The organism is Streptomyces sp. NPDC057543, assembly GCF_042801895.1.
Taxonomy (GTDB): Bacteria; Actinomycetota; Actinomycetes; order Streptomycetales; family Streptomycetaceae; genus Streptomyces.
On sequence record NZ_JBHVFF010000180.1, the window covers coordinates 1 to 17,659 of the forward strand.

The 17,659-nt window shown below is 69.6% G+C and carries 14 protein-coding genes and 1 pseudogene; 9 read left to right on the forward strand and 6 right to left on the reverse strand.

What is annotated here, in order from left to right; all coding sequences use genetic code 11:
- Nucleotides 1-51 precede the first annotated feature (51 nt).
- Nucleotides 52-1,923 (reverse strand): translational GTPase TypA, encoded by a 1,872-nt coding sequence (gene typA / locus ACFU8Q_RS26545; protein ID WP_384458152.1) that lies wholly within the window; start codon nucleotides 1,921-1,923, stop codon nucleotides 52-54.
- Nucleotides 1,924-2,362: 439 nt separating this feature from the next.
- A complete protein-coding gene (locus ACFU8Q_RS26550; RefSeq protein WP_384458154.1) occupies nucleotides 2,363-4,741 on the reverse strand; it encodes an ABC transporter family substrate-binding protein in 2,379 nt (792 codons plus the stop codon).
- A gap of 285 nt (nucleotides 4,742-5,026) precedes the next feature.
- On the opposite strand from ACFU8Q_RS26550, the gene ACFU8Q_RS26555 reads away from it, so the two are divergent.
- The 4 genes from ACFU8Q_RS26555 to ACFU8Q_RS26570 are packed head-to-tail and all read left to right on the forward strand — an operon-like array spanning nucleotide 5,027 to nucleotide 8,892.
- Nucleotides 5,027-5,275: a hypothetical protein gene (locus tag ACFU8Q_RS26555; RefSeq protein ID WP_384458156.1), complete on the forward strand. Its 249-nt coding sequence runs from the start codon at nucleotides 5,027-5,029 to the stop codon at nucleotides 5,273-5,275.
- 9 nt (nucleotides 5,276-5,284) lie between these two features.
- On the forward strand, nucleotides 5,285-6,130 hold the full coding sequence (locus tag ACFU8Q_RS26560) for a hypothetical protein (protein ID WP_384458158.1): 846 nt from the start codon (nucleotides 5,285-5,287) through the stop codon (nucleotides 6,128-6,130).
- Nucleotides 6,131-8,119, forward strand: coding sequence for a fumarate reductase/succinate dehydrogenase flavoprotein subunit (locus tag ACFU8Q_RS26565; protein WP_384458160.1), 1,989 nt, complete (start codon nucleotides 6,131-6,133; stop codon nucleotides 8,117-8,119).
- On the forward strand, nucleotides 8,116-8,892 hold the full coding sequence (locus tag ACFU8Q_RS26570) for a succinate dehydrogenase/fumarate reductase iron-sulfur subunit (protein WP_384458162.1): 777 nt from the start codon (nucleotides 8,116-8,118) through the stop codon (nucleotides 8,890-8,892). Before ACFU8Q_RS26565 ends, ACFU8Q_RS26570 begins: the two co-directional genes overlap by 4 nt.
- A gap of 65 nt (nucleotides 8,893-8,957) precedes the next feature.
- Here the strand turns inward: ACFU8Q_RS26570 and ACFU8Q_RS26575 are convergent, their stop codons facing one another.
- The 3 genes and pseudogenes from ACFU8Q_RS26575 to ACFU8Q_RS26585 form a co-directional block, all read right to left on the reverse strand.
- Nucleotides 8,958-9,509, reverse strand: a complete 552-nt coding sequence (locus ACFU8Q_RS26575) for an isochorismatase family protein (RefSeq protein WP_384458164.1) — start codon at nucleotides 9,507-9,509, stop codon at nucleotides 8,958-8,960.
- A 36-nt stretch (nucleotides 9,510-9,545) separates the two neighbouring features.
- A pseudogene (locus tag ACFU8Q_RS26580) lies at nucleotides 9,546-9,947 on the reverse strand (MFS transporter); the annotation flags it as partial.
- A gap of 95 nt (nucleotides 9,948-10,042) precedes the next feature.
- Entirely contained in the window at nucleotides 10,043-10,489 is a 447-nt protein-coding gene (locus tag ACFU8Q_RS26585; protein WP_384458176.1) for a MarR family winged helix-turn-helix transcriptional regulator, read from the reverse strand.
- Between the two features lie 204 nt (nucleotides 10,490-10,693).
- Between ACFU8Q_RS26585 and ACFU8Q_RS26590 the strand changes: the two genes are divergently transcribed.
- Complete coding sequence (locus ACFU8Q_RS26590) at nucleotides 10,694-11,746, forward strand: LacI family DNA-binding transcriptional regulator (RefSeq protein WP_384458166.1); 1,053 nt, start codon at nucleotides 10,694-10,696, stop codon at nucleotides 11,744-11,746.
- A gap of 66 nt (nucleotides 11,747-11,812) precedes the next feature.
- Here ACFU8Q_RS26590 and ACFU8Q_RS26595 read toward each other — a convergent pair whose 3' ends face one another.
- Complete coding sequence (locus ACFU8Q_RS26595) at nucleotides 11,813-12,802, reverse strand: acetylxylan esterase (protein ID WP_384458168.1); 990 nt, start codon at nucleotides 12,800-12,802, stop codon at nucleotides 11,813-11,815.
- Between the two features lie 253 nt (nucleotides 12,803-13,055).
- On the opposite strand from ACFU8Q_RS26595, the gene ACFU8Q_RS26600 reads away from it, so the two are divergent.
- The 4 genes from ACFU8Q_RS26600 to ACFU8Q_RS26615 all read left to right on the forward strand — a co-directional run bounded on the left by ACFU8Q_RS26600 (nucleotide 13,056) and on the right by ACFU8Q_RS26615 (nucleotide 17,501).
- Nucleotides 13,056-14,306 carry a sugar ABC transporter substrate-binding protein gene (locus ACFU8Q_RS26600; RefSeq protein ID WP_384458170.1) on the forward strand — a complete coding sequence of 417 codons (1,251 nt, stop codon included), beginning with the start codon at nucleotides 13,056-13,058 and terminating at the stop codon, nucleotides 14,304-14,306.
- Between the two features lie 5 nt (nucleotides 14,307-14,311).
- Nucleotides 14,312-15,304 carry a carbohydrate ABC transporter permease gene (locus ACFU8Q_RS26605; protein WP_384458172.1) on the forward strand — a complete coding sequence of 331 codons (993 nt, stop codon included), beginning with the start codon at nucleotides 14,312-14,314 and terminating at the stop codon, nucleotides 15,302-15,304.
- Nucleotides 15,301-16,209 (forward strand): carbohydrate ABC transporter permease, encoded by a 909-nt coding sequence (locus ACFU8Q_RS26610; protein WP_266748321.1) that lies wholly within the window; start codon nucleotides 15,301-15,303, stop codon nucleotides 16,207-16,209. Before ACFU8Q_RS26605 ends, ACFU8Q_RS26610 begins: the two co-directional genes overlap by 4 nt.
- Nucleotides 16,210-16,298: 89 nt before the next feature.
- A complete protein-coding gene (locus tag ACFU8Q_RS26615; protein ID WP_384458174.1) occupies nucleotides 16,299-17,501 on the forward strand; it encodes a glycoside hydrolase family 1 protein in 1,203 nt (400 codons plus the stop codon).
- The last annotated feature ends 158 nt before the right edge of the window (nucleotides 17,502-17,659 follow it).

Sequence of the window (17,659 nt, forward strand, 5' to 3'; positions counted from 1 at the left end):
AGCACGGTGTGCGGGAGGCCGGGCCTCAGGTGACGGGCGCGGGTGCGCGGGTCAGCGCTTGGCGCGCGAAGCGGCGCGGCCGCGCTCCTTCTGGTCAAGGACGACCTTGCGGATACGGACCGTCTCCGGGGTCACCTCGATGCACTCGTCCTCGCGGCAGAACTCCAGGGACTGCTCCAGGGAGAGCTTGCGGGCCGGCACCACGTTCTCCGTGGTGTCCGCGGAAGCCGCACGCATGTTGGTGAGCTTCTTCTCCTTGGTGATGTTCACGTCCATGTCGTCGGCGCGGGAGTTCTCTCCGACGATCATGCCCTCGTAGACCTCGGTGCCGGCCTCGGTGAAGATGACACCGCGCTCCTGGAGGTTGACCATCGCGAACGGCGTCACGGAGCCCGCGCGGTCGGCGACCAGCGAGCCGTTGTGGCGGGTGCGCAGCTCGCCGAACCACGGCTCGTGGCCCTCGAAGATGGAGTGCGCGATGCCCGTGCCGCGGGTCTGCGTCAGGAACTCCGTACGGAAGCCGATGAGGCCGCGGGACGGGACGATCCACTCCATGCGGACCCAGCCCGAACCGTGGTTCGTCATGGTCTCCATACGGCCCTTGCGGGTCGCCATCAGCTGGGTGATCGCGCCGAGGTGCTCCTCGGGGGAGTCGATCGTCATGCGCTCGATCGGCTCGTGCGTCTTGCCGTCGACCTGCTTGGTGACGACCTCCGGCTTGCCGACCGTGAGCTCGAAGCCCTCACGGCGCATCTGCTCGACGAGGATGGCCAGCGCGAGCTCACCGCGGCCCTGGACCTCCCAGGCGTCGGGGCGCTCGGTGTCCAGGACGCGGAGCGAGACGTTACCGATCAGCTCGCGGTCGAGGCGGTCCTTCACCTGGCGGGCGGTGACCTTGTGGCCCTTGCCGCCCTTGCCGACGAGCGGCGAGGTGTTCGTACCGATGGTCATCGAGATGGCCGGCTCGTCGACCGTGATCAGCGGCAGCGCGATCGGGTTCTCGGGGTCGGCCAGGGTCTCGCCGATCATGATGTCCGGGATACCGGCGATGGCGCAGATGTCGCCCGGGCCCGCCTTCTCGGCCGCCTTGCGGGTGAGCGCCTCGGTCATCAGCAGTTCGGTGATACGGACGTTGGACATCGTGCCGTCGCGCTTGATCCAGGTGACGGTCTGGCCCTTGCGCAGCTCGCCCTGCTCGACGCGGCAGAGCGCGATACGGCCGAGGAAGTTGTCGGCGTCCAGGTTGGTGACGTGGGCCTGCAGCGGGGCCTCGTCGTCGTACTCCGGGGCCGGGACGTGCGACAGGATGGTGGAGAAGAACGGCTCCAGGTTGTCGCTGTCCGGCGGGACGGTGCCGTCCTCCGGCTTGGTCAGCGAGGCGACGCCGTCACGGGCGCAGGCGTAGACGATCGGGAACTCGATCTGGTCCTCGTCCGCGTCCAGGTCCAGGAACAGGTCGTACGTCTCGTCGACGACCTCGGCGATCCGGGAGTCGGGGCGGTCCGTCTTGTTGATGCAGAGGATGACCGGCATCTTCGCGGCGAGCGCCTTGCGCAGCACGAAGCGGGTCTGCGGGAGCGGGCCTTCGGAGGCGTCGACGAGCAGCACGACCGCGTCCACCATCGACAGACCGCGCTCGACCTCGCCGCCGAAGTCGGCGTGGCCGGGGGTGTCGATGATGTTGATCGTGATCGGGTCCCCGCCGTCCTTGGGGTGATACTTCACCGCCGTGTTCTTGGCGAGGATCGTGATGCCCTTCTCACGCTCCAGGTCGTTCGAGTCCATCATGCGTTCGTCGAGGTTCTCGGCGGCGTGCGCGGCGAAGGCGCCGGCCTGCCTCAGCATGGCGTCGACCAGCGTGGTCTTGCCGTGGTCGACGTGGGCGACGATGGCTACGTTACGGATGTCGTGGCGCGTGGGCATTGGGTGGCTTGCGCTTCTCTCGGATCGTGGGATCAGGCGTCTCAGTCGCTCTCGGGTCCTCGTACGCCCGCCGGGCGGACGCGCCACGGCTACCCACCATGGTACGGGGCTGGCGCGTCCGGGGCTTCCCGGCCCGATCCGCGAGACCGCTCTTCAACCACTCTTCAACCGGAATTCGGCAGTCCTTACCTCGTTGCCCGCCTCGGTATCCGGACCGCGCCGGGTGGGTGCGCAGGGTGCGAAAAGGGGATGCCGAGGGCGGGAAAAAGGGGGGATGCGGAGGGATCCGTGGGGGGATCCGTGGGGCTCCGCAAGATCCCGTGGGGGGCGGGCGGGGGCAATCGGCTCGGGTCCGGCTCGTACCCGACCTTGCCCGCCGGGGAGTCCGGCGGGCAAGGGACTTGAGCCAGTTCTGAGCTTCTGGCGCCGTTCTGACCTGCTACTTCTTCTTGCCTGCCGGGGCTCCGGCGGACTGCGGCATCTTGAAGCCGATGTCCTGGTAGTGGGGTGCCCCGAAGCCGAAGGCGCCGACGTTCGCCAGCTTCTTGTTCGTGGCCACGAGCTGCGGGCGCTGGTAAAGCGGAATTGATCCGGCGGCGGCCCAGATCCGGGCGTCGGCCTGCTTCATCAGATCCCGGGCGGCCCCCTCGTCGAGCTCCGCGGCCGCCTGGTCGAAGAGCTGGTCGATGTGGTCCGTACCGACGCGGGTGTAGTTCTGCTCGACCAGCAGCGAGCCGTCGGTGGCGGGTACCGGCTTGGCGAAGATCGGGCGGTCGTCGGTCGCCGGGTAGGCGGTGGCGGGCCAGGAGTAGAGGGCCAGGTCGTAGTCGCCGGAGGCGATGTGGTCCTTGAAGTAGCTGTCGTCGGCGACCTTGGTGATCGATGTACCGATGCCGATCGAATCGAGCATCGCCGAGATCTTGTTCCCGACGGCACGCAGCGGCTCGGAGCCGGGACCGGACGGCAGGACGAAGCGCAGGGTCAGCGTCTTGCCGTCCTTGCCGAGCGGGCCGCGGCGCGCGTCGGGGGCCTGGGCGGGGGCCGCGGTGCCCGCGGGGGCGTACGCACCGGTGGCGCCGCCCGTCCGCTTGTCCTGGCCGGCGACCTTGGCGGCGGCGTCCTCGGAGGTGCCGGTCCCGGCCAGGCGCCCGGCTTGGCGCAGCAGGGCGGCGCTGTGGAACGCGGCGGCGGAGGCGGGGGCGAGGGCCTGGGGGGCGTTGCGCGGCCCGTTGCGGTCACCGGGCTTGTTGTCATCGGGCTTGTTGTCGTCGGGCTTGCTCCCGCCGTCGGTTCCGGTGCCGGTGTCGGTTCCGGTGACCGGCTTGTTGTCGTCGGGCTCGCCCTGCTTCCCGGGCGTGGCCGCCTTGTCGTCCTTCCCGGCGGCGTCCTTGTCCTTCTCGCCCTTCTTCCCGGCCTCGCCGCCCGCCTTGGTGCCGTCCGGCTTCTTGACCGCGCCCTCCCGCGTCCAGCCCGCGTCGGCCAGCAGCGCCCGCGCCTCGTCGGCGTCGTGCCCGCCGAGTGCGCCGCTGCTGTCCTTGTACGCCGGCTGCCCGGCCAGGGCCACGTGGCTGCCGAGCGGTGCGGCGGGCAGGCCGAGGGGTTTGAGTACGGTGTCGGCGAGTTCCTGGCGGTTCAGGGCCCGGGCGACCGCCCGGCGTACCCGGTCGTCGGCGAGCGGCCCGGACTCGCCGTTCAGCGCGAGCTGGGTGTAGGCGGGCTCCAGCGACTTGCGGACCACGTACGCGCGCAGCTTGCTCTGCTCGGCCGCGTACGCCTCGGCGGCTGCCCGGTTCTTCTCCCTGGCCGCCTGCGCGGCCGCCGCCACCGTCTCGTCCGAGCCGTGCGCCTCGGCCCAGGAGCGCAGTGCGGCGGCCGGGCCGCTCCCGGAGCCGGGGCCCTGGGCGAGCGGCTGCCCGTTCCCGCCCTTGTCACGGGCCGCCTGCACGATGCGGTGCGCCGCCGCGGCGTCGATGTCCGCGACGTCGATCTTCCCCTCGGTCAGCGCCTGGGTGCGGTCCTGCGGCTTGACGGCCCGGAAGACCAGCGTGTCGAGCTTGGCCGGGCTCCCCCACCAGCGCGGATTGCGGTCCAGGGTGACCTCGCCGGTCTCCGGGTCCACGCCGCGCAGCCGGAACGGTCCCGCGGTGGCCTTGAGCGTGGTCCGCGCCCCGTCGTTGAAGGTGCCCGGGGTGCCCGTCACCTCCTTCGGGTACAGCGGGGAGAAGAGCGAGCGCCAGTCCGCGTACGGCTTGGCGAAGGTGACCCGTACCTCCTGCGCGTCGTTGCCGCGCTCGATCTTCTCGATCCGCTCGTAGCCGGCGTTGCGGGCGGTCCAGTACGCCGAGTCCTTGCCGTTCAGCGCCCGCCACTGGGCGACGAAGTCCGACGCCTCGATCGCCCGGCCGTCGCTCCACACCGCCCGCTGGTTGAGCCGGTAGAGCACCACCTGCTTGGGCTCGCGCTCGACCACCTTCGCGGACTTCAGATAGTCCGTGTCGAGTTGCGGCCTGCCCTGGGCGTCCAGCGGGAAGAGCGTCGGCAGCAGGGCGCCGGTGATGCGGGTGGTGGCGCTGTCGGCGTCGGCCTGGAAGGCGTTGAGGGTGGCGGGCACGGCATCGATCGCCCAGGTGGCCCTGCCGCCCGCCGCGACCAGGTTCCGGGCCGTGACCGCGATGTCCTGCGGGGCCGCGGCGGCGGTGGTGCCGCTGTCGTCGGAGGTGCAGCCGGCCAGCACGGGGAGCGTCAGCACACCCGTCGTGAGGAGCGCGAGCGAGCGGCGCTTTCGGGCCGTCCCCCGCGGGACGCCGACGTGGGACATGGCTGATACCTCCGAGGCCGGCCCGGTCCACCCGCACCGGGGTGGACCGGATTGTGCTTTTTAGTGGCATATGCAGTTGATCACACCGATTCCGTTCCTCCACTGAAGGCGCCCTCGCGCGAGAGGCGGCGCAGACACGGCGCAGCGCCTCCCGAACCTCACCCGTGCGGCGGAGCGGCCCCGGGAGACCGGAAGGGCCCGCACCCTTCCCAACGGAGGTGTGACGCGCGACACTCTCAGGCGCATGAACATGACCGCCCGCGACTGCGGAAGTGAGAGCAAGTCATGTCACTGCACGACGAATTGACGGCAATTCAGCACTGTCTCGACGACCTGGTCCGCACCGTCGGCCGACTGGAGCGGAGCCTCGCGCAACTGCGCGCGACGGAAGCCGGGCCGGCGCCGCTCGAAGCCGCCGACCGCACCGGTCCCGTCGACGGCGTCATCACGATCAGCGAAACGCCGTACGACGCCACCCTGTGGACGGACTCGGACGACGAAGGTCTGGGCGTCCGGGGCCGGCACGCCCCCTAGGAGAGTTCCTTGGCCACCGGTACGGAAACAGGAACAGGTACACAACCACCTCACCCGAAGGGCGCGGCGGGCGTCCACCACGCCTCCCGGGCCGCCATCGCCGCCCGCCACCTGCGCACCGACCGCTGGTGGCTGGCGCCCGCGACGTCCGCCGGGGGGCTGCTCGCCTTCATCGTCTACTCGACGTGGCGGGCCTTCTCGAACGCCGACTACTACGCGGCCCCCTATGTGTCGCCGTTCTACTCGCCCTGCCTGGCGGAGAACTGCGCCCCCATGCGGCACGGCCCGAACTGGGAGCTCTTCGGGAGCTGGTGGGGCCTCTCCCCCTCGCTGCTGATCCTGGTCTTCCCGTTGGGCTTCCGGCTGACCTGCTACTACTACCGCAAGGCCTATTACCGGGGCTTCTGGGCGTCGCCCCCGGCCTGCGCGGTCGCCGAGCCGCACACCACGTACACCGGCGAGACCCGCTTCCCGCTGATCATGCAGAACATCCACCGGTACTTCTTCTACGCCGCGGTGCCGGTCGCCGGGATACTCACGTACGACACCGTGCTCTCCTTCCGCGACGAGCACTACGCCTGGGGCCACATGGGCCTCGGCTCGCTGATCTTCCTGGTCAACATCACCCTGATCTGGGCGTACACCCTGTCCTGCCACTCCTGCCGGCACATCATCGGCGGCCGGCTGCGGCACTTCTCCAAGCACCCCGTGCGCTACCGGCTGTGGGGCTGGGTGGGCCGGCTGAACGCCCGGCACATGCTGCTCGCCTGGGCCTCCCTGATCAGCGTGGCGCTCGCCGACTTCTACGTCTATCTCGTCGCCTCCGGCGCCTTCGACGATCCGAGGTTTTTCTGAATGACAGAGCTCGAACGGCAGCAGTGGGACGTCGTCGTGGTCGGTGCCGGAGGCGCCGGGCTGCGCGCCGCCATCGAGGCGCGGGAGCGCGGTGCCCGTACCGCGGTCATCTGCAAATCGCTCTTCGGCAAGGCGCACACCGTCATGGCGGAGGGCGGAATCGCCGCCTCCATGGGCAATGTGAACTCCGGGGACAACTGGCAGGTGCACTTCCGCGACACCATGCGCGGCGGGAAGTTCCTCAATCAGTGGCGGATGGCGGAACTGCACGCCAAGGAGGCGCCCGACCGGGTCTGGGAGCTGGAGACCTGGGGTGCGCTCTTCGACCGTACGCCGGAGGGGAAGATCTCCCAGCGCAACTTCGGCGGCCACGAGTACCCGCGTCTCGCGCACGTCGGGGACCGTACCGGCCTCGAACTGATCCGCACCCTCCAGCAGAAGATCGTCTCGCTGCAACAGGAGGACTACCGCGAACTCGGCGACTACGAAGCCCGGTTGAAGGTCTTCCAGGAGTGCACCGTCACCCGCGTCCTCAAGGATGGGGAGCGAAGCGAGGTGGGGGTCCCCCCCGGCCGAAGGCTCGGGGGGAGGGTCTCCGGCACCTTCTGCTACGAGCGCGAGTCCGGCCGCTTCTTCGTGCTGGAAGCACCTGCGGTCGTCCTCGCCACCGGCGGCATCGGCAAGTCGTTCAAGGTGACGTCGAACTCCTGGGAGTACACCGGCGACGGCCACGCCCTCGCCCTGCTGGCGGGCGCACCGCTGCTGAACATGGAGTTCGTGCAGTTCCATCCGACCGGCATGGTCTGGCCGCCGTCCGTGAAGGGCATCCTCGTCACGGAATCGGTGCGCGGGGACGGCGGGGTGCTGCGCAACTCCGAGGGCAAGCGGTTCATGTTCGACTACGTCCCCGATGTGTTCAAGGAGAAGTACGCACAGTCGGAGGAGGAGGGCGACCGCTGGTACGAGGACCCGGACCACAACCGCCGCCCGCCCGAACTGCTGCCGCGCGACGAGGTCGCCCGGGCCATCAATTCCGAGGTGAAGGCGGGCCGGGGCTCACCGCACGGCGGGGTGTTCCTGGACGTGTCGACCCGGATGCCCGCGGAGACGATCCGGCGCCGGCTGCCCTCGATGTACCACCAGTTCAAGGAGCTGGCGGACGTCGACATCACGGCGGAGGCGATGGAGGTCGGGCCGACCTGTCACTACGTGATGGGCGGGATCGCCGTCGACTCCGACACCGCGGCCGCCGTGGCCGTGCCCGGTCTGTACGCGGCGGGCGAGGTCGCGGGCGGCATGCACGGCTCCAACCGGCTCGGCGGGAACTCCCTCTCCGACCTGCTGGTCTTCGGACGGCGGGCCGGGCTGCACGCCGCCGAGTACGCGAACGCCATCGGTACCCCACCGGTGGTGGACGAGGAGCAGATCGACGCGGCGGCGGCGGAGGCCCTGCGTCCGTTCAGCGCCGGGGAGCCGGACACGGCCGAGGGACCGGACACGCCCGACGGGCCCGGGGAATCCGTGGAGAATCCGTACACCCTCCACCAGGAACTCCAGCGGACGATGAACGACCTGGTCGGCATCATCCGGCGGGCGCCCGAGATGGAACAGGCCCTGGAGAAGCTGGCCACGCTGCGGGTACGGGCACGGCGCGCCGCCGTCGAGGGGCACCGGCAGTTCAACCCGGGCTGGCACCTCGCCCTGGACCTGCGGAACATGCTGCTGGTCAGCGAGTGCGTCGCCCGGGCCGCACTGGAGCGCACGGAGAGCCGGGGCGGCCACACCCGCGAGGACTGCCCGACGATGGAGCGCTCCTGGCGCCCGGCCAATCTGCTGTGCCGGCTCGCCGACGAGGCCGCCGAAGGCGCGTCGGGCGGCCGGATCGAACTCGTACGGAAGACGACCGAACCCATCCGCCCTGACCTGCTCGCCCTCTTCGAGAAGGAGGAGCTGGTCAAGTACCTGGCCGAAGAGGAGCTGGACAAGTGAGCGGCTACAACGCGCGGTTCAGGGTGTGGCGCGGGAATCCGGACGGCGGTGGTCTGGCGGACTTCGAGGTCGAGGTGAACGACGGAGAGGTCGTCCTCGACATCATCCACCGGATCCAGTCGACCCAGGCGGGCGATCTCGCGGTGCGCTGGAACTGCAAGGCGGGCAAGTGCGGTTCGTGCAGCGCGGAGATCAACGGCAGGCCGCGGCTGATGTGCATGACGCGGATGTCGGTGTTCGACCGCGAGGAGACGATCACCGTCACCCCGTTGCGGGCCTTCCCGGTCGTCCGGGATCTGGTGACGGACGTGACGTTCAACTACGCCAAGGCACGGGAAGTGCCCGCCTTCGTACCCCCGGAAGGGGTGAAGGCGGGCGACTACCGGATGCAGCAGGTCGACGTGGACCGCTCGCAGGAGTTCCGCAAGTGCATCGAGTGCTTCCTGTGCCAGGACACCTGCCATGTGGTGCGCGACCACGAGGAGAACAAGGAGGCGTTCGCCGGGCCGCGCTTCCTGATGCGGATCGCCGAACTGGACATGCACCCCCTGGACGCCGCCGCCGAGTCGGGACTCGACCGGAAGGCGACGGCGCAGGAGGAGCACGGGCTGGGGTACTGCAACATCACGAAGTGCTGTACAGAGGTGTGCCCCGAACACATCAGGATCACCGACAACGCGCTGATCCCGCTGAAGGAACGGGCCGTGGACCGCAAGTACGACCCGCTGGTGTGGCTGGGGAACAAGATCGGCCGGCGCGGGGACCGGTCGTGAGGCCGGGCGGAGGCCGGGCGTGAGACCGGGGGCGAGGCCGGGCGTCGGGCCGGGCGTGAGCGAGGTCAGCCGAGCAGCTTGACGATCGCCTCGGTGGCGTCCGTCTCGCCGAGGCGCGGGAAGATCTTCTCGACGCTGTTGCGGTGGGCATCGGCGTCCATGTCGGTGACCGCGTCCGTGGCGACGGTCACGTGGTAGCCGTGCTCGTGGGCGGCGCGGGCGGTGGACTCGACGCCGATACTGGTCGCCACGCCCGTGACGACGACCTGGGTGACGCCGCGGCGACGCAGCTGGAGGTCGAGGTCGGTGCCGTAGAAGGCTCCCCACTGCTGCTTGGTGACGACGATGTCGCCCTCGCGCGGTCCGAGCTCGGAGACGATCTCGGCCCAGTCGGCGGCGGGCGTGCCGGAGGGCCTGGGCGTCTCGGTGCGACCGGGGGCGCCGCCGGTGACGCGGACCAGGACGACCGGAAGGCCCTTGGCGCGGAAGGCGTCGGCGAGGGTCGCGGAGTTCGCGACGATGTCGGCGGCGGGGTGGACGGTGGGCAGTCCGACGATGCCCTTCTGCAGGTCGACGACGACCAGGGCGGTCTTGGGGTCCAGGGTGGTGGCGGTCATGGTGGTGCTCCTGTGCACTCGGGGGTGGGAACGGGTTCAGTTACGGGTGCGCAGGGCGCGGTCGGCGACGGTCAGGACGATCAGCGGCGGGCCGAGTACGACGGAGACCGCTGCCATGAGGTGGAGCCCGCCGTTGCTCGCCGACTGGCCGTGGGCGAGGGCGATCAGGCTCGATGCGGCGATGGCCCCGATGTACTGGGCGGCGCGCTGAAGTCCGGCGGCGGAGCCGATGCTCTCGGGCGGGGCGTACGCCTGGACGGCGGCCTGGTTGCTCGTACCGATCAGCCCCTGCGGGATGCCGGAGCAGGCCCCGGCGAGCAGCAGTACGGCCAGCGGGGTGGAGCCGGAAAAGGACGCCGGCGTCCCGGCACCGGTGAGCAGCACGCAGGCCGGCGTGAGTGGTCCGCGGATGCCCTTCGTACGGGCGCCGAGCAGCGAGCGGGTGCGAGTGCCGTCACCGGTGCGGGCACGGGAAGCGGCGCCGCCCCCCCGTATCGCTTCCGGGGGTGCCGCCCGGCCGGGCGGTCGGCCGGTCACTTCCCGACCAGTCGGTCGAGCAGATCGGCGGCCTCGGCGACCGTGCGGCGTTCGGCCCCGTCGAGCTCAGTGGCGATGGCCTCGGCGAGCCAGTTGTGCTTGGCGGCCCGGACCGCGGCGAGCGTCGTGAGTCCGGTCTCCGTGATCGACATCACCGATTTCCGGCCGTCGGCCGGATCGGGTGCCCGCTCGACGAGCCCCTGGCTCTCCAGTGCGCCGAGTGTCAGCCGCATGGACTGCGGACGCACGTACTCGGCACGGGCCAGCGCGGCCGTGGTGGCCGGGCCCTCACCCTCCAGTCTGGCGAGCACCGAGCGCTGCGTCGGCGTGAGCAGGCTGTCCGACGAGGTGGTGCGCAGCCGCCGGATCAGGCGGCTGACCACTGCGGTGAGCTGCGTCGCCAGCTGCTCGGCGCCGAGCTCGGCGTGAGGGTCGGCGGGCATGGCCTCGGTTGGTTCCGGCACACCTCCAGCGTAGAAGACAGACAGGCCACCTTGCAAGGTTGCCTGTCTATTTTTCGGCCAGGGACCGGGGTCGGTCTTGCTCGTCACACGGCCCGCGATCTAGGGTGAATGCGCTTTCAAAACAGGGTGGTACGTGCAACAGCAGGTGCTTGGGTACGGAAGAAGAAGCGGACGGTCGGTCGAGTGAGCGCCCCAACGGTGTACGACGTCGCCGAGCGGTCGGGCGTCTCCATTGCCACGGTCTCGCGGGTCTACCGCACCCCCGATTCGGTGCGTGCCCAAACCCGCGAGCGGGTCCTGGAAGCCGCCCGCCAGCTCGGTTACGTACCCAGTGGCAATGCCCGCGGCCTGGCCAGCCGGACCACTGGCGTACTCGGTCTCTGCTTCCCCGACATGGCCGATCCCGACGCCGAGGCCGACGCGGAGGCCGACAGCGACGCCGACGACGCGGTGATGCTCTACTCCGACCAGATCATCCGCGGCATGGAACGTGCGGCGCGTCGGCACGGATACGCGCTGCTGATCGCCGCCTCTCTGGAGGGCGGACCGGAGAGCGTCGCGAAGGTCGCGGGACGGGTCGACGGCTTCGCTGTACTGGCGCGGACCGTGCCGACCGAGGACCTCGAAGTGATATCGCGCCGCCTGCCGGTGGTGATGCTCGCCGGACCTCGCGAGATCGACCATCTCGATCACATCGTCGTCGCGAACGCCGACGGGGAGCGCGAACTGACGCGCCACCTGATCGAGGACCACGGGCTGCGCCGGCTCGCCTTCGTCGGGGGCAACGCCGACTCCCCGGACGCCGAGGCACGGTTCCACGGCTTCCAGGAGGCGTGCGCCGACGCCGGGCTGCCGGTACCGGACGAGCCGGATCTGCGGGTCGAGATGATGACCCAGCCCGAGGGCGCGCGGGCCGCGGAAGCGCTGCTCGACCGGGACTCCGAGTGGCCGCAGGGCATGCTGTTCGCCAACGACCAGATGGCGGTGGGCGCGTTGCGCGCACTGGAACGGCGCGGGGTGCGGGTGCCCGAGGACATCGCGGTGACCGGCTTCGACGGGATTCCGCTCAGCCGGATCGTGCGCCCCTCACTCACGACCGTACGCCAGCCGATCCGCCAACTCGGCGAGCAGGCCGTCGAGTTGCTGGTGCAGCGGCTGGGCAACAGCGGACGTGAGCCGGTCTCGCTGATGCTCCCGGTTTCCCTGATCCACCGAGCGAGCTGCGGCTGCGGCTGACGGGCCCGCCCGCCCCGGCACCTGCCCGCCCAGGCCCTGATCTGCCGGGCAGGCCCCGAACCCGCCTCACCGCCCCAGCCGCGCCCCGAAGAACCGCCGTCGGGCCGCCCGCAGCTCCCCCGTCTCCGCCGCCAGCCCCTCGTACTCGAAGTGCCCCGCGCTCAGCACCTGGAGCTCGCGCTCACCCGCCAGCGCGTTGTGCACGGCGAACTGCCCCGGCGGCGGCACCGAAGGATCGAAGAGCGCCGCAGCCACCAGCGTGGGCAGCTCCAGCCGGGTCGCAGCCGTGGCGGCGTCGAAGTACCGCAGCACTTCGGTGACCTCGGGGTGTTCCCGGTGATAGCCCCGCACCGCCTCCCCGCTGCCCACGCACGGCAGCGTGAGCCGCAACGGATGGTTGCCGAAGGTCGGCACGGTCAGCTGCGCGGCCCCGAACCGGCCGTCCCAGGGCAGAGCCAGCGCGCCGAGACCGCCGCCGAAGCTCTCTCCGAGGTATCCGAGCCGCGGGCCGCCCTCCCCGGGCGTCAGTTCCGGCACCAGCTCGTGCAGCGCCGACGCCGCGCACCACAGGTCCGCCACGCAGTCGCCGATGACGTAGGTGTCGCGCGACTCGATGCCGTGCAGCACATGACCGCCGGCCGTGTCCGGGACACCCGGACGCAGGCCACGCGCTCCCATGCCCCGTACGCACGGCAGGATCGCCGCCGCCCGGGGCAACGGCAGCGGCACATCGGGGCCCGGCTCCTGCCGGCCTCCGTAACCGTGCCCGACGACGAATCCGTACTCCGCGCCCCCCTCGGCCGGCAGCGCGACCCAGCCCCCGAGCCGCACCCCGCCCACCGATGTGAACGTCACGCCGTGAATCCGTACACCGTCACGCTCGTCCTCCAGCGGGCCGATCTCCGGCTCCGTGGCGACCTTGCGAGCCTCCTCGTACCGGGCCCGCCAGAAGGCGTCGAAGTCGTCCGGGGCGGCGGGAGCGGGGATGAGCAGCAGGTCGTCGAGCGTGCGCCCGTAAGCCGGATCGAAGGGGAAGCCATGTTCGAACGGAGCCATGATCACGACAATATCGCCCCCGCCCGCGCCGGCGCAGACCATCGAGCACGCTGATCAACGCCGCGAAATAGGTCACATCATTACCAATTTCACAAACGTCATGCTTACCGTGCCAAGTCGAACATTCAGATGTCCAGCACGTTGCACGAGTGTGACCTAGCACCCTCTTGCGGATTCCTGAATCTCTGCCGCAGAGTGATGTATGCGCTTACAGGCAGCGCATACATCAGGATTGCTCAAGGAGGAGCCCTCCATGCCCCGCACCGCCAGAAACGCCTCGATCGGTATCGCAGTCGCAGCCGCGCTCACTTTCGGTCTCACCGCGTGCGGCAGTTCCGGCAGCGACGACGTCGCCGCGGACAAGAAGCAGACGCTCACCGTCTGGGCCATGGGGGCCGAGGGCGAGAAGCTCGCGGATGTGGCCAAGGAGTACACCGAGGCCAACCCGAACGTGACCGTGAAGGTGACCCCGGTCGGCTGGGACGTCGCCCACCAGAAGCTGGTCTCCGCGGCCGCCGCCGGCACCCTGCCGGACGTGGCGCAGATGGGCGGCAGCTACCTGGGCGAGTTCGCCGAGCTCGGCGTTCTGGAGCCGGTCGACACCAAGACGTTCAATGAGAAGGACTTCTTCCACTCCGGCTGGCAGCAGGGCGAGGTGGACGGCAAGGCGTACGGCGTGCCGTGGTACGTCGACACCCGCGTCCTCTACTACCGCACCGACCTGGCCGAGAAGGCCGGCATCACCAAGGCTCCGACCAACTGGAAGGAGATGCAGGACCTCGCCACGGCCTACCAGAAGAAGGCCGGAACCAAGTGGGGCCTGTCCATCCAGCCGAGCGGCCTGGACACGGTGCAGAACTTCTACTCCTTCCTGTACTCGGCCGGCGGCGAGATCGTCAACGACAAGGGCGAGGTCGTCATCGACAGCCCCGAGGCCGTCAAGGCGCTCAAGGAGTACGGCTCGTACTTCGACAAGGGGCTCTCCAACAAGTCCGTGCAGCCCGGCTACGACGTGGTGAAGGACTTCGGCAACGGCCGCGTCCCGATGTTCTTCGGCGGCCCCTGGCACGTCACCCTGCTGAACGAGGGCCAGCCGCAGATCAAGGGCAAGTGGGCGGTGGCCAATGTGCCCGCCGACAAGGCCTCCGTCTCCATGGCGGGCGGTTCCTCCCTGGTCGTCTCCAAGGACAGCAAGCACAAGGCCGCCGCCACCGAGTTCATCAAGTACCTGACGGACACCAAGGGTCAGGCCGACTGGTACAAGCGCACCAAGGACCTGCCGGCCAACACCGCCGCCTGGACCTCCGGCGACCTCGCCGCCGACCCGGACCTCCAGGTCTTCAAGAAGCAGATGGACACGGCCAAGTCCTCCCCGTCGCTGTCCAACTGGACCGAGATCACCGACAAGGTCGACCAGGCCATCGCCAAGGTCACCCAGGGCAAGGCGTCCGCCGAGGACGCGCTCAAGACGGCCCAGTCCGAAATCGAAGGCCTCGTGAAGTAGGAGTCATGCGCACCATGACCTCAAAGGCCGCGGAGTCGGCCACGGTGCAGGCCGGGCCGGGGACCACCGAGTCCCCGGCCACCGGGCCCGCAGGCCGCCGGGGTGGCAAGAAGTCGTCGATGGGCGTGCAGAACGTGGCCGGCTGGCTGTTCTCCACCCCCTTCCTCGTCCTCTTCCTCGTCTTCATGGCGTTCCCGATCCTCGCGACGCTGGTGATGAGCTTCACCGACTTCGGGCTGCGCAATGTCACGCACCCGCTGGACGCGAACTTCATCGGCTTCGAGAACTACGTCAATCTCTTCAGCGACGACAAGTTCCTCAAGTCGCTGTTCAACACGGCGTACTTCGTGGTGATCGGCGTCCCGCTGACGATCTTCCTCGGACTGGTCGTCGCCGTACTGCTGAACAACGGCATCGACCGGGCGCGGACCTTCTTCCGCGTCGGCTTCTACGCACCGGTGGTCACGACCATCGTCGCGGTCGCCGTGGTCTGGCGGTTCGTGCTCGACCCGAGCGACGGGCTCGTCGCGGGGCTCTTCTCCGAAGTGGGACTCACCTCGCCCGACTTCCTGGGCTCCGAGACGCTCGCCATGCCCTCGATGATCGCGATGGCGGTCTGGCGCAACCTCGGTACGGTCATGGTGCTCTTCATCGCCGGTCTGCAGGCCATTCCCACCGAAGTGCGGGAAGCCGCGCGGCTGGACGGCGCCGGCGTCTGGCAGGAGTTCAAGGGCATCACCGTGCCCCTGCTGCGGCCCACGCTGCTCTACGCCACGGTGATCACCACCATCGGCTACCTCAATGTCTTCGAGGAGCCGTTCGTGATGACCCAGGGCGGTCCCTCGGACTCCACGCTCACCGTCTCGCTGAACATGTACCGCGAGGGCTTCAACTTCTTCCACATGGGCTATGCGAGTGCCATGGCGTATGTCCTCTTCGTAGTGATCATGGGCATCACGGTGCTGCAGCTCCGACTGCTGAAGGACAACACGAAATGAGCGCCACCAGTGCACCGGGCGCCGTCTCGACGGCGCCGGCGAAGAAGCCCCAGGACGCACCGGAGTCCGGCGCGAAGAAGGCCCGCAACCCGAAGCGCGTCCTCGTCTACGTCCTGCTCTCCCTCGGTCTGCTGATCATGTCGGCGCCGTTCCTGTGGATGGCCCTCTCGGCGTTCAAGACGTCGCAGGAGCTGACCGCGAGCCCGCCGGTGTGGATCCCGACCGAGTGGACGCTGGACAACTTCCGGGACCTGCTCGACAAGCTCGATCTGCCGCTGTACTTCATGAACTCGGTGATCGTGGCGGTGCTGGTCACCGTCTCGAACCTGGTGTTCTGCTCGATGCTCGGGTACGCCCTGGCCAAGCTGAACTTCGCCGGACGCAACAAGATCTTCGGCCTGGTCCTCGGCGCCCTGATGGTGCCCGGCAACCTGATGCTGCTGCCGCTGTTCGTGCTGATGAGCAAGTTGCACCTGATCGACTCGTACGCGGGCCTGGTGCTGCCGTTCGCCGCCGGAGCCTTCGGTGTCTTCCTGATGCGCCAGTTCATGCAGTCGATCCCGGACGAGCTGCTGGAAGCGGCCCGGATGGACGGCGCCGGTGAGTGGTACATCTTCTGGCGGATCGTGATGCCGCTGGTGAAGCCCGCCCTGGCGACGCTCTCGATCTTCACGTTCCTGGGCTCCTGGAACAACTTCGTCTGGCCGCTCATCGCGACCAACGACCCCGACAAGTACACCCTTCCGGTCGCGCTGGCCACCTTCGCCACCGACCCCAACAAGGCGGGCGGATCCAACGGCATGCTGATGGCCGGGTCCTTCCTGATCGTGCTGCCGGTCCTGGTCGTCTTCATCGCGCTCCAGCGGCACTTCACCCAGGGCATCGCCACGGCGGGCATGAAGTAGCCCACCCGGCCGCCCCACCCGAAACGTACGAGGCCGCACCCAGCACCCCGCCGGCCACACCCCTTCACGCACCAGAAAGACAGTTTGCGATGACTCACACCCAGGTCCCGTTCCCCGAAGGCTTCCTGTGGGGCGCCTCCACGGCCGCCCACCAGATCGAGGGCAACAACACCAACAGCGACTGGTGGGTCAAGGAGCACGCCGCGGGCACCCACATCCAGGAGCCGAGCCTGGACGCCTGCGACAGCTACCACCGCTGGCACGAGGACATGGACACGCTGGCCGGTCTCGGCTTCACCGACTACCGGTTCTCCATCGAGTGGGCCCGCATCGAGCCGGCCGAGGGCCGCTTCTCCCGCGCCGAGCTCGCCCACTACCGCCGCATGGTCGAGGGCGCCATCGAGCGCGGCCTGCGCCCCATGATCACGCTGCACCACTTCACCGTGCCGCAGTGGTTCGAGGCGCGCGGCGGCTGGACCGCCGACGGCGCGGTCGAGCTCTTCGCCCGCTACGTCGCCGCCTGCGCACCGGTGATCGCCGAGGGCGTCAGCCACGTCTGCACGATCAACGAGCCGAACATGATCGCCGTCATGGCCGGCCAGGCCAAGCGCGGCGACAACAGCTTCCCGCCCGCCGGTCTGCCGACCCCCGACGACGAGACCACCGAGGCCGTCATCGCCGCGCACCACGCGGCCGTCAAGGAGGTCCGGGCGATCAACGCCGGCATCCGGGTCGGCTGGACCATCGCCAACCAGGTCTACCAGGCCCTGCCCGGCGCCGAGGAGGTCACCGCGGCCTACCGTCACCCCCGCGAGGACGTCTTCATCGAGGCCGCCCGCGGTGACGACTGGATCGGTGTGCAGTCCTACACCCGGACCAAGATCGGACCCGAAGGCCCCATCCCGACGCCGGACGACGCCGAGCGCACCCTCACGCAGTGGGAGTACTACCCTTCCGCTGTCGGCCACGCGCTGCGCCACACCGCCGAGGTTCTCGGGAACGACGTGCCGCTGATCGTGACCGAGAACGGCATCGCGACCGACGACGACAGCCGCCGCGTGGACTACTACACCGGTGCGCTGAACGAGGTCGCGTCCGCGCTCCAGGACGGCCTGAACATCCAGGGCTACCTGGCCTGGAGCGCGCTCGACAACTACGAGTGGGGCTCCTACAAGCCGACCTTCGGCCTGATCGGCTGGGACCCGGAGACCTTCGAGCGCCTGCCCAAGCCGTCCGCCGTCTGGCTGGGCGAGATGGGCCGCACGCGCGCGCTGCCGCGCATCGCCGACTGACGTCGGCCCCCCGACCGGGAGCGACCTGACCGCTCCCGCCCGTACGGGAACCGGCGATACCTGACGGACGCCGGTTCCCGTACAGCCGGGCCCTGTCCGGCCCGATCCGCCGGACAGGCCCATCGCCCGCGTGGGCGCCGCACGTATCCAGCCCCGCC

Bases quoted from the DNA above. Each gene is read 5' to 3' on its own strand.
- typA (WP_384458152.1), bottom strand. From the start codon at position 1,923: ATGCCCACGCGCCACGACATCCGTAACGTAGCCATCGTCGCCCACGTC.
- ACFU8Q_RS26550 (WP_384458154.1), bottom strand. From the start codon at position 4,741: ATGTCCCACGTCGGCGTCCCGCGGGGGACGGCCCGAAAGCGCCGCTCG.
- ACFU8Q_RS26555 (WP_384458156.1), top strand. From the start codon at position 5,027: ATGTCACTGCACGACGAATTGACGGCAATTCAGCACTGTCTCGACGAC.
- ACFU8Q_RS26565 (WP_384458160.1), top strand. From the start codon at position 6,131: ATGACAGAGCTCGAACGGCAGCAGTGGGACGTCGTCGTGGTCGGTGCC.
- ACFU8Q_RS26575 (WP_384458164.1), bottom strand. From the start codon at position 9,509: ATGACCGCCACCACCCTGGACCCCAAGACCGCCCTGGTCGTCGTCGAC.
- ACFU8Q_RS26585 (WP_384458176.1), bottom strand. From the start codon at position 10,489: ATGCCCGCCGACCCTCACGCCGAGCTCGGCGCCGAGCAGCTGGCGACG.
- ACFU8Q_RS26595 (WP_384458168.1), bottom strand. From the start codon at position 12,802: ATGGCTCCGTTCGAACATGGCTTCCCCTTCGATCCGGCTTACGGGCGC.
- ACFU8Q_RS26600 (WP_384458170.1), top strand. From the start codon at position 13,056: ATGCCCCGCACCGCCAGAAACGCCTCGATCGGTATCGCAGTCGCAGCC.
- ACFU8Q_RS26605 (WP_384458172.1), top strand. From the start codon at position 14,312: ATGCGCACCATGACCTCAAAGGCCGCGGAGTCGGCCACGGTGCAGGCC.
- ACFU8Q_RS26610 (WP_266748321.1), top strand. From the start codon at position 15,301: ATGAGCGCCACCAGTGCACCGGGCGCCGTCTCGACGGCGCCGGCGAAG.
- ACFU8Q_RS26615 (WP_384458174.1), top strand. From the start codon at position 16,299: ATGACTCACACCCAGGTCCCGTTCCCCGAAGGCTTCCTGTGGGGCGCC.